We start from the raw sequence: 13,119 nt of genomic DNA, 5'->3' as shown, positions 1-13,119 counted from the left end.
TTAATAATAAAATGATATATATAATATTATGAATTACATATATCGACGAATGGTAATTTCACTATTTTTATAGGTATGTTTTTATTACGTATAGAAATAAATATATGTTTTTCTTCTTTAACGTTTTTAAAAATAAAACCTAGTCCTATTCCTTTTTTTAGGATAGGGGAGTATACACCAGAAGTAACTTTACCAAGAATTTTCCCATTTTTATCTTTTAAATGGTAACCAAATCTTGGTATTTTTCCTTTTTCTTCTATAAGAAAAGATAGAAATTTTTTATGATTTCCTTCTTTTTTCTGTTTTTGTAATATTTCTTTTGCTAAGAAATCTTTTTTAAATTTTGTAATCCAGGATAAACCGGCTTCTATAGGTGTTGTATTTTCATCTAAATCTTGTCCATATAAACGGTATCCCATTTCTAGTCTTAAAGAGTTTCTGCTCAATAAACCACAAGGTTGTATAGAAAAAGAGGATCCTATTCTTAGTATTTCTTTCCATATATATTCTGCATATTCATTAGGAATATAAATTTCTACTCCTTTTGATCCTGTATATCCTGTATAAGATATTAAAATATCTTTTATTCCTGCAAACTTTCCAATATTAAAAGAATAAAAAGGAATTTTTTTCAAAGAAATATCTGTTAATTTTTGAATGGAAAAAAAAGAATTCGGTCCTTGTATTGATATAATAGAATAATCATTAGATTTATCTAAAAATTGTATATTTTTTTTATCATTTTTTATATGATATTTTATCCATTTTTTATTTTTTTCAATATTGGAAGCATTTATGATGAGTAGAAATTTTTCTTCTGAAAATTTATAAATAACTAAATCATCAATAATTCCTCCTAATTTATTAATTAAACAAGAATATTGTGCTTGACCAGACTTTATTTCTGATAAATTGTTTGTCGTGATGTATTGAAGTAATGATTTGGAATCTTTTCCATGTAAAAAAAACTTTCCCATATGACTTATATCAAATATTCCTACATTTTTTCTTACAGACATATGTTCGACTAATGATGAATCATATTGAAAAGGCATAAGAAAACCAGAAAATGGTTCCATTTTTGCTCCTAATTTTATATGATTTTTATATAAAGTTGTTTTTTTTAAAAAATCAAAATCCATCATATTCTACAAAATTATTTTTAGTTTCATATAAAGTTACTTTTACAGAAAATTTATTAGATATTCTTTTTCTAATTTTATTCCATATATAGATAACAATATTTTCTACTGTTGGGTTTTTTTTAGAAAAATATTCAATGTCAATATTTATATTTCTATGATCTAAAACATTTTCTATTTCTTCAAATAGAATGTTTTTTAATTCATGTAAACTAAAAACAAAACCCGTTATTAAATCAACTTCTCCAGTTAAACTTACAATATATTCATAATTATGTCCATGATAATTTAAATATGCACATTTTCCAAAAATTTCAATATTTTTATCGTTACTCCATTGATGATTATAAAGTCTATGAGCTGCGCAAAAAATACCTTTTTTATTTATAGTAGCCTTCATTATTAATAATTTATAATTTTTCTTAAATAATTATTCATGATTATCTTAAACCAAATGGTATAAGATTCAGGGTATATTTTGATATCTTCTATTAACTCTTTTAAAGTGATCCATTTCCAATTATCTACTTCTTTGGTATTTATAATAGGGGAGTAATCATAATAACCTACAAAAACGTGATCTAATTCATTTTCTATTAATCCATTATTAAGTAACTTATAATAAGTAAAAAAAAATTTTTTTTCTAAAAAACAATCAAAACCCATTTCTTCTATTAAACAACGATGTGCTGCTGATAAAATCGTTTCATTTTTTATTGGATGTGTGCAACAAGTATTTGTCCATAAAAGTGAAGAATGATATTTTTTGGATGATCTTCTTTGCAGCATTAACATAGGCTTTTTTTTTAAAATTCTACTTTTTTTAAAAATAAAAACAGATACTGCACTATGTAATAAACCATTTTTGTGGATTTTTTTTTTTCTTCAAAACCTATTATTTTATTGTTTTTTCCTATTAAAGGAATACAATCGTTTTTTTTTTCCATATTTTATTTTTTTCGACGGACAAATGTAAATAAAATATAAAATAAATATAAATACATAATTGTATAGATTTATGATTTATTACATTTTTTTTATTATTGTAAATAAAGATGAAAAAAAGTAATAAGGAAATATTAAAAGAATTAAATTTTTTGAATAAAAATACATTTATAAGTTTTTTAAAAATAAAATATATTGATTTAGGTAAAAATTTTTTGATAGCAAAAATGGCAATAGATCAAAATAAACTTCAACCTATAGGGTTTCTTCATGGTGGAGCAACTTTATCTTTAGCTGAAAGCGTTAGTAGTTCCTTATCAAATATTAATATAGATCAAAAAAAATTTAACATTTTTAATATTGAAATTTCAGCAAATCATATCCGAAAAATTAAAAGTGGATTTATATTCGCAATGGCAAAAATTGTTTATAAAGGAAGAAGAATTCATTTTTTGAAAACAAAAATTTATAACGAAAAGAAAGATACAATAAGTTATTGTAAAATGACAAATATAATTATCCCAAAAATTAATGATAAAAATTAGTATAATAAAATTATATAAAAAAATAATAAAAAATTATTGGAATCAGAATAGTTTTATTCTATTTAAAAAACCATATGAAAACAGAATTTTTTTTTATTCTCAATCTCAAGAAAATAATATTGATAAAGACAAAAATTTATTCATAATTTGTAGTTTTGATCAAAAAACTATTGTAAAAATTAACACAAAAGAAATTTATTTATCTAACATAAAAAATAATATTGATTATTATGGAAAATTAACAAATAAAATATCAAAATCTAATTTTATTTTTAATGATACATGTAAATATAAATCATTACTTAATAAGGCTTATAAAGCTATAGAAAATGGATTTATGAAAAAAGTAGTGATATCTAGATATTTGAAAATACCATTTCATAATTTTTTTTTGAAAAGAACTTTTCAAAAACTAATCTTTTCTTATCCTAATGCATTTATTAGTTTATGGTATGATTTAAATTATGGTTTCTGGATAGGTGCTACACCAGAATTATTAATTAAATTAGATGATAATCAATTGGAAACAGTAGCAATTGCTGGTACTATTTGGGGAAATAAAAAAGATAAAAAATGGACTTTTAAAGAATCAGAAGAACATTATATAGTTGTTAACTATATCACTAATTTTTTAAAGAAATATTCTGGATTTCTTTCTGTAGAAAAAACCAGAGTTATGAACTTAGGAAAATTATATCATTTAAAAACACCTATTTATTTTTCTTTTTCAAAAAAACCTAATTGTTATCAATTAATCAATCAAATATTTCCAACTCCTTCTGTTTGTGGTTTTCCAAAAAAAAAATCTTTTTCTTTTATTCAAGAAAATGAAGGATTTAAAAGAGAGTTTTATTCAGGCTTTTTTGGTCCATTGTGTGAAAATGAAAATAAGATAGAACTATATGTAAATTTAAGATGTGCAAGAATAAAAATGGATAAGAAAGAAATAATTTTATATGCAGGAAGTGGAATCACTAAAAAAAGTGAAATAGAAAAAGAATATATAGAAACGGAAAAAAAAATAAAAAGTATTCTTTCAAAATTTATTTTCAATTAATTTTTTTTCTTCTAAATGGTCTTATAATTAATCGTACACTTTTATTATATTGAAAATATTGAATAACCCAATTCATTAAGGCTATTGCTTTATTTCTGAAACTAATCAGACTAATTAAATGTACAAACATCCAAATAATCCATGCTAAGAATCCTTTTAGTTTAAAAAAAGAAAAATCACAAACAGCTTTATTTCTACCGATAGTCGCCATTACTCCAAAATTTTTATATTTAAAAGACTTTTTAAGCTTATTTTCTAAAATAAGATCAAAATTTTCAGAAAGAAAATTTCCTTGTTGAATAGCGGTTTGAGCCATCATAGGATGTCCGTTTGGATACATTTTATTTTCAACCATGCAAGCAATATCTCCTATTGCAAAAATATTATGATAATTTAAAGTTTTTAAATGTTTATCTACTAATAATCTTTGTCCTTCCATATCTTTTTTTAGAAACCCTTTTATCATTGCGCCTTTAACTCCTGCGGCCCATATCACATTAGAAGTTTCTATCTTTTTATTTTTGTCTATAAAAATAATTTTACCATTATAATCTTTAACAAAACAATTTAACCAAATTTTTACTCCTAATTCTTTTAAATTTTTAAATGCATGTTTAGCAGATATTTCGGACATTCCATCTAACAATCTTGGAGATGCTTGTAATAAATAAATATTCATACGTTCTATATCTAAATCAGGATAATCATGAGGTAATACAAATTTTTTCATTTCAGCTAGAGCTCCTGCTAATTCAACTCCGGTAGGTCCCCCTCCTACAATAACAAAAGTCATAAGTCTATCTTTTTCCAGTGGATCTTTAGAAATTAAAGCTGATTCAAAATCCTGTAATATTAAACTTCTTAAGTTTAATGCTTCTGGAATAGATTTCATAGGAAATGAAAAATATTCTATATTTTTATTACCAAAATAATTCGTTATAGAACCAGTAGCAATAATTAAGTAATCATACTGTAAATATCCTACAGAAGTATATATTTTTTGTTCTTTTGTATTTATATAATGAACATTAGCTAATCTAAAAAAGAAATTTTCAGTTTTTTTAATAATTGTTCTGATAGAATGTGCAATTGAATCTGGTTCTAAACCAGCTGTAGCTACTTGATACAATAAAGGTTGAAAAGTATGATAATTATTTTTATCTATAAGGACTATTTGAAATTTATTTCTTTTTAATTTTTTTGCAACTTGTAAACCAGCAAATCCGGAACCAATAATAACAACTCTTTTTAGATTATTTTTTGTTGGAATATTCATGGTTAAAAGTTTGACTTACCAAGTTATAACCTATAAATATATATTTATATATTTTAATTTTAATTATTAAATTAATAATTTTGTTTTAGTTAAATTAATTGAAATGATTTATTATTTAATTGTAGGAATCACATTTACTATTAGTATAATTGTTAGTAAAATATTAAAAGATAAATTTCAAATTTATTCTGAATGTAAATTACAGAATAATATGAGCGGTAAAGAAATAGCAGAAAAAATGTTAAGTGATTGTGGTATTTATGATGTTGAAGTTATATCGATTGAAGGTTTTTTAACAGATTATTATGATCCCATAAATAAAACCGTTAATTTAAGTGAAAAAGTATATTATGAAAATACAGCAGCTTCTGCTTCTGTAGCCGCTCATGAATGTGGACATGCATTACAGCATAAACATGGTTATAATATGTTAAAATTACGGAATTATTTAATTCCTTTTTTAAATTTTAGTTCAAGATTTACAAGTTTACTAATAATATCTGGACTTACAGTTTTTTACAGTAGTGGAGGAAAAAGTTCTATTCTATTAAAAATGGGTTTATGTTTCTTTTTTTTAGCTGTACTTTTTTCGTTTGTTACACTTCCTATAGAATTTGATGCAAGTAAAAGAGCATTAAATTGGTTAAAAGAAAAGAATATAGTCTCTTATCAAGAATATGATCAAGCGAAAGATTCGTTAAAATGGGCTTCTATGACATATATAATATCAGCAATGGGTAGTCTAGTTCAATTTATTTATTTTTTATCTGTTCTTAATAGGAAAGAAGAAGATTAATTTTAATTACTTATTTTTTCTTAAGTTTTTAGGTTTTTAGACGTAGATTTCCATATGTTTTGTTTCTTATTTTTCCTTAAGTTTTTAGGTTTTGGACGTAGATTTCCATATGTTTTGTTTCTTATTTTTCCTCTTCTTGTTTTTTTATCTCCTTTTCCCATAAAAATGAAATGATTTGATTGTGTATAATTTCTGCTTTTTTTTCTAAAAAAGAAAAATCTTTGGAATTTTCAATATTGAAATTAGAATATTTTTTTCTTTCTTTATTGGAAAGTTGAAATTTAATACGATCCAGAATCTGTCTTTTATTTAGATTATCTCTCTTTTTTACTCTATCAATCATTTGATCTATAGGAGAAATCATGTTTATGATAAGATTACAATTTTTATATGTTCCACTTTCAAATAATAATGCTGATTCTTTTATAAGATAAATAGTTTTTTTCTGTAATGAAATCCAGTTTTTAAAATCTAAAAATATCCATGGATATAAAATGGAACATAAGTATTTTAATGAATTTTGATCTTTAAATATTTTTTCCGATAAAAAATTCGTATTAACTTTGTTGTCTTGATAAGATTTATATCCAAAATATTTTTTAATATTTTGTTTGATATATTTGACGGTATTCATTAATTTTTTACATTTTTTATCTGAATAATATATAGGAATATCCTTTTTTTTAAAAAAAGAACTAAATATACTTTTTCCAGTTCCCATTTGACCAGTTATTCCAACTAAAAAATGATTCATTTTTTTTTCTTTATTTCTTTTTTATCATCTTTGTTATTATGATAACGTAATTGAGTTAGTTCTTTAGATATTGTGTTTCTTTCAAGTTTTATCTTTCCTACAATGGTTTCTATTACAAGAATAATATCCGTTATTTCTATTATTTTACCATGTATACCTGAATTTGTCACTATGTGATTCCCTTTTTTTATATTTTCTTGAAAATTTTTTTCGATTTTTTGCTTTCGTATTTGAGGACGTATCATGAAAAAATAAAAAACAATAAATATTAAAGCAAACATCCATAGTGTGCTTATCATAGGATTTTGTTGTAAAAGAGAAAACATAAAGAAGAAAATAGGATTTATTTTTGAATATAAAAAATAAAAATTTATTTTATTATTCCCTTATTTTTTTCTTTAAAAATTTTTTTGTTTTTATATAAACATTTAAATACTTGATCTAGAATTCCATTAATAAAAATTTTACTTTTTTCCATACAAAATATTTTTGTTATTTCAATATATTCATTCATAGTTGCTTTTGGAGGAATAGTAGGAAAGTATAAAAATTCGCAAATAGCCATTTGTAGTATGATTAAATCTATAGTTGATATTCTTTTTATATCCCAATTATTAGATGTATCACGGATTAAACTGTTGAATTCTTCTTTGTAAAGAATAGTGTTTCTGTATAAATCAACTATAAATTTTTTATTTTCTTTATTTTTATAAATATTATATAATTTAAAATTCTTTGGAGTGGTTAGTTGAATAAATTTTAAAGTTTTGCATACCATCATATGTGCTATGTATAAATCACTTGATCCATTTAGATATATTAAATCATCTGTATATTCTATCAATTTTTTATTATTAGATATAATAAAATTTCTATAAAATTTAATAATAAAATTTTTATCTTCTTCGAAAGAAAAATTGGATTTTTGAATAAATTTTTTATAAATTTTAGATGTATTCATTTCTTTTAGAAAGAAGGAGAGAATATATTCATTTTTTTCTAATAAAGTTTTTTTAGAATTTTTTAGATTTCTATATTCTAGTAAATAATATTTATTACTTGATAATGTTTTTAAGATAGAATTATATGCCATCCTTTGGATAAGACCTGTTTTATTTTTTATTTTATTATTTATCCTTATAGCTCTATCTCTCATCTTTAATATTAAATAAAGAAGATATATATATAAATCATGTAATCCTTCAATACTTTGAAGCATATTTTTTTCTACTTTTTTTGAGTCTATTTTAGATAACTTTTGAGCATATAAAAATTGAAGACTTTTTATTCTGAAATATCGTCTGATTGATATTGTTTTTAACAACATAAATTTTTCATATAAATATATGATGATATATATAATTTTATCATCAACAAAAAGCCAAACTTAAAAAGTTTGTATTTTTGTATTTTGGTTAGATATGGTTGATTTACTGATTTTCAGCAAAAAGTATATACGTAAGTATACATTACGTTTATGTGTAGGATTCTCGTTAATTTTATTGTCAAATTTTTTAACTCTTTTCCCTATTCCTTACATAGGAAAATCTATTGATGCAATTAAAAAAATATTTATAAATACCTCTATATCTAAGATAGATTATCATTTAATAAAAAGAGAAATTTATGTATATACGAGCGTTATACTTATTGTTCCCATCATAGGAGGTTATGTTAAATATCATATGAGACAATGTATTATCACGACGTCTAGAATGATAGAATTTGATCTCAAAAATGAAATATTCACTCATTATCAAAAATTGAATTTATCTTTTTATAAAAAAAATTCAACAGGAGATTTAATGAATCGTCTTACAGAGGACGTTTCTTTTATACGACAGTATATAGGTCCGTGTATTATGTATTTTGTAAATCTTATTGTTTTATTTTTTATGGTTTTTATACAAATGTTTTTTATAGATAAAACTTTAACATATTATGTAATAATACCTATTCCTGTTCTTTTTATTTCCGTCTATTTAATTAGCATTTATATAGCAAAAAGAAGTGAAGAAGTTCAAAATTGTCAATCATCTATTTGTTCTTTTATGCAAGAAACTTTTTCTGGAATTCATGTAATTAAATCTTTTGTTTCGGAATCATTTTTTCAAAAAAGACATATAAAAATATTGTCAAAATATAGGAGAAAAAATATAGAATTAGTAAAGGTGGATACAATATTATCTTCCGTTATAATTTTCCTTATAGGAACTAGTCATTTGTTAATTCTTTTTTTTGGGGGAAAAAAGTATTTTAGAGGAGAAATAAAAGAAATAGGAGTTATCGCTGAATTTCTTACGTATATAAACACTTTAATTTTTCCTTTTATTATTTTAGGATGGATTGTATCTATTGTAGAGAGAGCTAAAGTTTCGAAAGAAAGAATTTGTGAATTTTTAGATAAAAAACCTAAAATAAGTTATAATTATAGTAATAAATTGATTCAAAGAAAATTTTTTAGAAAAATACAATTTAAAAATGTTAGTTTTATTTATAATTCTTTAAAAGAAAAGAAAAAAAAAATTTCTATTAAACAAGTTTCCTTTACTATTCATAAAGGAAAGACTTTAATTTTAACTGGAGAGACAGGTTCTGGAAAAACAACAATTGGAAGATTAATTTCTCGTTTATATGATCCAAATAAAGGAGAAATATTAATCGATAATTTGTCTATCAAGAATTACGATTTATATAGTTTTAGAAGTAAAATAGGATATGTTCCTCAAGAATCTTTTCTTTTTTCTGATTCAATATATAACAATATAGCAATAGGATGTCTAAAAAAAGTAAAACCTTATCAAGTTTATAATGCAGCTAAAAACGCTATGATAGAAGATGATATTCTTAATTTAAAAAAAGGGTATCATACTATAATAGGAGAAAGAGGTATGACGTTATCTGTTGGACAAAGACAAAGAATATGTATAGCGAGAGCTATTATAAGAAATCCAAGCATTCTCATTTTTGATGATAGTTTTTCTGCTATAGATCAAAAAACTAGAAAACTTATTCTTCGTTATATAAAAGAGGAGATGAAAAATAGTATAATAATTATTATTACACATGACACATCATATATATCTGATTTTGATTTAGTTATTTTTTTAAAAAATGGAAAAATATGCAAAATAATAGATCATCGTTATTTTTTTTCTGAAATTAACTAAAAATTCTTTTTTTTTAATTAGATTTGCTTTATTAAGGAATATTTAAATTTTTTGAAATGGACGAAAAAGAAAATTTTAAAGAAAAAAATGAAATTTGTTCACGTACATTAAAAACTGGAAGTCGTACGTATTTTTTTGATGCAAGAGAAACAAGAGCTGGTGATTATTATTTAACTATTACTGAGAGTAAAAAAAATTTTACTGAAACAGGAGAAATCATATATAAGAAACACAAAATTTATTTGTATAAAGAAGATTTTTCTAAATTTCAGAATATACTCGATGATATGATTCGATTTATTATTAATGAAAAGGGAAGAGAAGTAATTTCAGAACGTCATCAAAAAGATTTCAAAAATCATTCTTTTCATCATCAAGAAATGAAAGAAAAAAGAATATCAGATTCAAAAAAATTTACAAATGTTAATTTTGAGGATCTTTAAATATTAAATTTTATTTTTTCTTCTTTTTATATTATATAATTTCTATAATTAATTAAAGTTTTATAATTATTGCATCATGGAAGATTATAGAAATATAATGAAGAATATAGATACTTTTGTATTTGATGTAGATGGAGTATTGACTAATTGCTCTTTAAATTTATTTCCTGATGGGAATATGGTTCGTCAAATGTTTGCAAAAGATGGTTATGCTATGCAATTAGCAGAAATGAGAGGTTATAACTTATGTGTAATAACAAGAGGTTCAGATTTAATGGTATTTAGACGTTTAAGAAGGTTAAATATTCGTTATATCTACCAAAGAACAGAGAACAAAATAAGTTGTTTGAATGATTTTTGCAAAATATTAAATCTTTCTAAAGAAAGAATTCTATATATGGGAGATGATATTCCGGATATTGAAATAATGAAGATGGTTGCATTTCCTTGTTGTCCAAAAGATGCAATTCAAGAAGTAAAAGATATATCTAAATATATATCTCCAAAAAAAGGAGGAAAAGGATGTGTTAGAGATGTAATAGAACAAACTTTAAAAGTTCAAAGGAAATGGACTGAATAAATAAAAAAAACCGAACTAAATAAAAAAAAATAGTGTCTGTTTATGACACTATTTTTTTTTATTATAAGGGAAATACTACATCATTCCTCCCATTCCTCCACCACCTGGTCCAGGCATTGGAGGTGTATTTGGTTCATCTTTTTTTATTTCTGTAACAACACATTCTGTTGTAAGCAACATTCCTGATACTGAAGCTGCATTTTCTAACGCAACTCTAGCTACTTTAGTAGGGTCTATGATTCCTTCAACTATCATATTTTTATATTCCCCTATTTTTGCATCATATCCAAAATCACCTTTTCCTTCTGCAACTTTAGCGACAACAACAGATCCTTCTCCTCCTGCGTTTGCTACAATTTGACGTAAAGGTTCCTCAAGTGATCTTCTTACTATTTGTATACCTGTATCTTGATCAGAATTATCTCCTATAATATGGTCTAAAGATTTTACAGCTCGAACTAAAGCTACACCACCACCGGCAACAATTCCTTCTTCCACTGCTGCACGAGTAGCGTTTAAAGCATCGTCTACACGGTCTTTTTTTTCTTTCATTTCAACTTCAGATGCAGCTCCTACATAAAGAACAGCTACTCCTCCAGCTAATTTAGCAAGACGTTCTTGCAATTTTTCTTTATCATAATCGGATGTAGTTGTTTCTATTTGTGCTTTAATTTGATCCACACGAGTTCTTATGTCTTTTTTACTTCCTCCTCCATTAACAATAGTAGTATTATCTTTATCTATAATTACTCTTTCTGCTTTTCCTAACATATGAAGTTTAACATCTTCTAATTTACTTCCTGTTTCCTCTGAAATGACCGTCCCTCCTGTAAGAATTGCTATATCTTCTAACATAGCTTTTCTTCTATCTCCAAATCCAGGAGCTTTTATAGCTGCGACTTTGATTGTTCCACGTATTTTATTGACTACAAGAGTAGCTAAAGCTTCTCCTTCTACTTCTTCAGAAATAATTAAAAGAGGTTTTCCAGATTGAGCAACAGGTTCTAAAATAGGAAGCAAGTCTTTCATTGCTGCTATTTTTTTATCAGATAATAGAATCTGAGGTTGATCAAATTCTGTTATCATTTTTTCAGTATTTGTTACAAAATAAGGAGATTGATATCCTCTATCAAATTGCATGCCTTCAACTACGTCTACTGACGTATCTGTTCCTTTAGCTTCTTCCACAGTAATCACTCCTTCTTTTCCTACTTTTTCAAAAGCATCTGCTATTAATGCTCCTGTTTTTTCATCATTATTAGCGGAAATGGAAGCAACCTGTTTTATTTTTTCAGTATTTCCTCCTACTTCTCTAGATTGTTTTTTAAGATCCAAAATGACTACTTCTAAAGCTTTGTCTATTCCTCTTTTTAAATCCATAGGGTTCGCTCCAGCAGCAACATTTTTTAAACCTTCTCTAACAATAGCTTGAGCTAAAACTGTTGCTGTTGTAGTACCATCACCTGCTACATCGTTAGTTTTAGAAGCTACTTCTTTAACCATTTGAGCTCCTAAATTTTCTATAGAATCTTCTAATTCTATTTCTTTAGCTACTGATACTCCATCTTTAGTTACTTGAGGGCCTCCAAAAGACTTTTGTAAAACAACATTACGACCTTTTGGTCCTAAGGTAACTTTTACTGCATTAGCTAATGCATCCACTCCTTTTTTCAATTTATCTCTTGCTTCAATATCAAATTTAATATCTTTTGCCATAATTTTTTATATTTTTTTTATTTAAATGGATGATTTATTTACAAGATACACCCTTTATAATCAAATAATAGCTATAACATCAGATTCTCTCATAACGAGATATTCTTCTCCCTCCCATTTTAATTCAGTTCCTGAATATTTACCATATAAAACTCTATCTCCTTTTTTTAAAATCATAGGTTCATTTTTTTTACCATTTCCAATGGCTATTACTTTTCCTTTTTGTGGTTTTTCCTTTGCTGTATCTGGAATAATAATACCTGATTCTGTTTTTGTTTCAGCTGGATCAGGTTGTATAAGAACTCGATCTGCTAATGGTTTAATTTTTACTTCCACCATATCTAATAATTTTTTAAGGTTAACGATATTAATCGTTAAAAGCCAAAAACATGCCAAATAAAAAATTTGGTATGTTAATTACATATATTAAGTGATTAAATGCCATAATGGCATATTTAATGTTTTAATATTAAATTGAAGAGTAAAATGAGAAATAATATCATTATTGATGATAACCAAGTTATTCTTTTTAGAAGAATATTAGTTCTTTTGACTCCAAAAAATCTGAAATTATCTTCCATAAAAGATTGAGAAATAAATCCTTGTTTTGGATTTTGTATCAAAATTATTGTGATAAGAAAAAAACAAGTTAAAATAATAAAAAAACCTATAATAAATATGGATAATTTCATAAT

Annotated in this window: 18 protein-coding genes; 6 read left to right on the top strand and 12 right to left on the bottom strand. The window is 24.3% G+C overall.

Annotation, left to right across the window (positions count from 1 at the left end; genetic code table 11):
* Nucleotides 1–26 precede the first annotated feature (26 nt).
* The 4 genes from gcvT to H0H78_RS03030 are packed head-to-tail and all read right to left on the bottom strand — an operon-like array spanning nucleotide 27 to nucleotide 2,089.
* On the bottom strand, nucleotides 27–1,142 hold the full coding sequence (gene gcvT / locus H0H78_RS02150; protein WP_185851276.1) for a glycine cleavage system aminomethyltransferase GcvT: 1,116 nt from the start codon (nucleotides 1,140–1,142) through the stop codon (nucleotides 27–29).
* Entirely contained in the window at nucleotides 1,132–1,542 is a 411-nt protein-coding gene (locus H0H78_RS02145) for a 6-pyruvoyl trahydropterin synthase family protein (protein WP_185850860.1), read from the bottom strand. The genes gcvT and H0H78_RS02145 overlap by 11 nt, the downstream gene beginning before the upstream one ends.
* Before the next feature lie 2 nt (nucleotides 1,543–1,544).
* Nucleotides 1,545–1,937 (bottom strand): isopentenyl-diphosphate Delta-isomerase, encoded by a 393-nt coding sequence (locus H0H78_RS02140; RefSeq protein ID WP_238783741.1) that lies wholly within the window; start codon nucleotides 1,935–1,937, stop codon nucleotides 1,545–1,547.
* Between the two features lie 11 nt (nucleotides 1,938–1,948).
* Nucleotides 1,949–2,089: a hypothetical protein gene (locus tag H0H78_RS03030; protein ID WP_238783740.1), complete on the bottom strand. Its 141-nt coding sequence runs from the start codon at nucleotides 2,087–2,089 to the stop codon at nucleotides 1,949–1,951.
* A gap of 108 nt (nucleotides 2,090–2,197) precedes the next feature.
* On the opposite strand from H0H78_RS03030, the gene H0H78_RS02135 reads away from it, so the two are divergent.
* Both H0H78_RS02135 and H0H78_RS02130 read left to right on the top strand, forming a co-directional pair.
* Nucleotides 2,198–2,632 carry a PaaI family thioesterase gene (locus tag H0H78_RS02135; protein ID WP_185850859.1) on the top strand — a complete coding sequence of 145 codons (435 nt, stop codon included), beginning with the start codon at nucleotides 2,198–2,200 and terminating at the stop codon, nucleotides 2,630–2,632.
* Nucleotides 2,619–3,689, top strand: a complete 1,071-nt coding sequence (locus H0H78_RS02130; protein WP_185850858.1) for a chorismate-binding protein — start codon at nucleotides 2,619–2,621, stop codon at nucleotides 3,687–3,689. The genes H0H78_RS02135 and H0H78_RS02130 overlap by 14 nt, the downstream gene beginning before the upstream one ends.
* On the opposite strand, the gene H0H78_RS02125 is transcribed toward H0H78_RS02130, so the two are convergent.
* Nucleotides 3,682–4,965, bottom strand: a complete 1,284-nt coding sequence (locus H0H78_RS02125) for an NAD(P)/FAD-dependent oxidoreductase (protein WP_185850857.1) — start codon at nucleotides 4,963–4,965, stop codon at nucleotides 3,682–3,684. The genes H0H78_RS02130 and H0H78_RS02125 overlap by 8 nt on opposite strands.
* A 103-nt stretch (nucleotides 4,966–5,068) precedes the next feature.
* Between H0H78_RS02125 and H0H78_RS02120 the strand changes: the two genes are divergently transcribed.
* Complete coding sequence (locus tag H0H78_RS02120) at nucleotides 5,069–5,761, top strand: zinc metallopeptidase (protein ID WP_185850856.1); 693 nt, start codon at nucleotides 5,069–5,071, stop codon at nucleotides 5,759–5,761.
* A gap of 20 nt (nucleotides 5,762–5,781) precedes the next feature.
* On the opposite strand, the gene H0H78_RS02115 is transcribed toward H0H78_RS02120, so the two are convergent.
* Genes H0H78_RS02115 through nusB form a run of 4 tightly spaced genes read right to left on the bottom strand, consistent with a single transcriptional unit; the run spans nucleotide 5,782 to nucleotide 7,842 of the window.
* Nucleotides 5,782–5,922, bottom strand: a complete 141-nt coding sequence (locus H0H78_RS02115) for a 30S ribosomal protein THX (protein ID WP_185850855.1) — start codon at nucleotides 5,920–5,922, stop codon at nucleotides 5,782–5,784.
* Nucleotides 5,883–6,515: a dephospho-CoA kinase gene (coaE, locus tag H0H78_RS02110; protein ID WP_185850854.1), complete on the bottom strand. Its 633-nt coding sequence runs from the start codon at nucleotides 6,513–6,515 to the stop codon at nucleotides 5,883–5,885. Before coaE ends, H0H78_RS02115 begins: the two co-directional genes overlap by 40 nt.
* Entirely contained in the window at nucleotides 6,512–6,841 is a 330-nt protein-coding gene (gene yajC, locus H0H78_RS02105; protein WP_185850853.1) for a preprotein translocase subunit YajC, read from the bottom strand. Before yajC ends, coaE begins: the two co-directional genes overlap by 4 nt.
* A 44-nt stretch (nucleotides 6,842–6,885) precedes the next feature.
* Nucleotides 6,886–7,842 carry a transcription antitermination factor NusB gene (nusB, locus tag H0H78_RS02100; protein WP_185850852.1) on the bottom strand — a complete coding sequence of 319 codons (957 nt, stop codon included), beginning with the start codon at nucleotides 7,840–7,842 and terminating at the stop codon, nucleotides 6,886–6,888.
* Nucleotides 7,843–7,936: 94 nt separating this feature from the next.
* Here nusB and H0H78_RS02095 point away from each other — a divergent pair, with 94 nt between their 5' ends.
* The 3 genes from H0H78_RS02095 (at nucleotide 7,937) to H0H78_RS02085 (ending at nucleotide 10,708) form a co-directional block, all read left to right on the top strand.
* Nucleotides 7,937–9,685, top strand: coding sequence for an ABC transporter ATP-binding protein (locus H0H78_RS02095; RefSeq protein WP_185850851.1), 1,749 nt, complete (start codon nucleotides 7,937–7,939; stop codon nucleotides 9,683–9,685).
* Between the two features lie 56 nt (nucleotides 9,686–9,741).
* On the top strand, nucleotides 9,742–10,128 hold the full coding sequence (locus tag H0H78_RS02090) for a DUF3276 family protein (RefSeq protein ID WP_185850850.1): 387 nt from the start codon (nucleotides 9,742–9,744) through the stop codon (nucleotides 10,126–10,128).
* A gap of 76 nt (nucleotides 10,129–10,204) precedes the next feature.
* A complete protein-coding gene (locus tag H0H78_RS02085; RefSeq protein WP_185850849.1) occupies nucleotides 10,205–10,708 on the top strand; it encodes a KdsC family phosphatase in 504 nt (167 codons plus the stop codon).
* Between the two features lie 75 nt (nucleotides 10,709–10,783).
* Here the strand turns inward: H0H78_RS02085 and groL are convergent, their stop codons facing one another.
* From groL to secG, 3 genes are all read right to left on the bottom strand, one after another.
* A complete protein-coding gene (gene groL / locus H0H78_RS02080) occupies nucleotides 10,784–12,424 on the bottom strand; it encodes a chaperonin GroEL (protein WP_185850848.1) in 1,641 nt (546 codons plus the stop codon).
* A 60-nt stretch (nucleotides 12,425–12,484) separates the two neighbouring features.
* Nucleotides 12,485–12,763 carry a co-chaperone GroES gene (locus H0H78_RS02075; protein ID WP_185850847.1) on the bottom strand — a complete coding sequence of 93 codons (279 nt, stop codon included), beginning with the start codon at nucleotides 12,761–12,763 and terminating at the stop codon, nucleotides 12,485–12,487.
* Nucleotides 12,764–12,879: 116 nt separating this feature from the next.
* Nucleotides 12,880–13,116 (bottom strand): preprotein translocase subunit SecG, encoded by a 237-nt coding sequence (gene secG, locus H0H78_RS02070; protein WP_185850846.1) that lies wholly within the window; start codon nucleotides 13,114–13,116, stop codon nucleotides 12,880–12,882.
* Nucleotides 13,117–13,119 lie beyond the last annotated feature (3 nt).

It is taken from the genome of Blattabacterium cuenoti (assembly GCF_014251235.1).
In the GTDB taxonomy this organism is placed as follows: domain Bacteria; phylum Bacteroidota; class Bacteroidia; order Flavobacteriales; family Blattabacteriaceae; genus Blattabacterium; species Blattabacterium cuenoti_AF.
The sequence above is the reverse complement of the archived record's forward strand: the minus strand, read 5'-3'. Positions and strand labels throughout refer to the sequence as shown.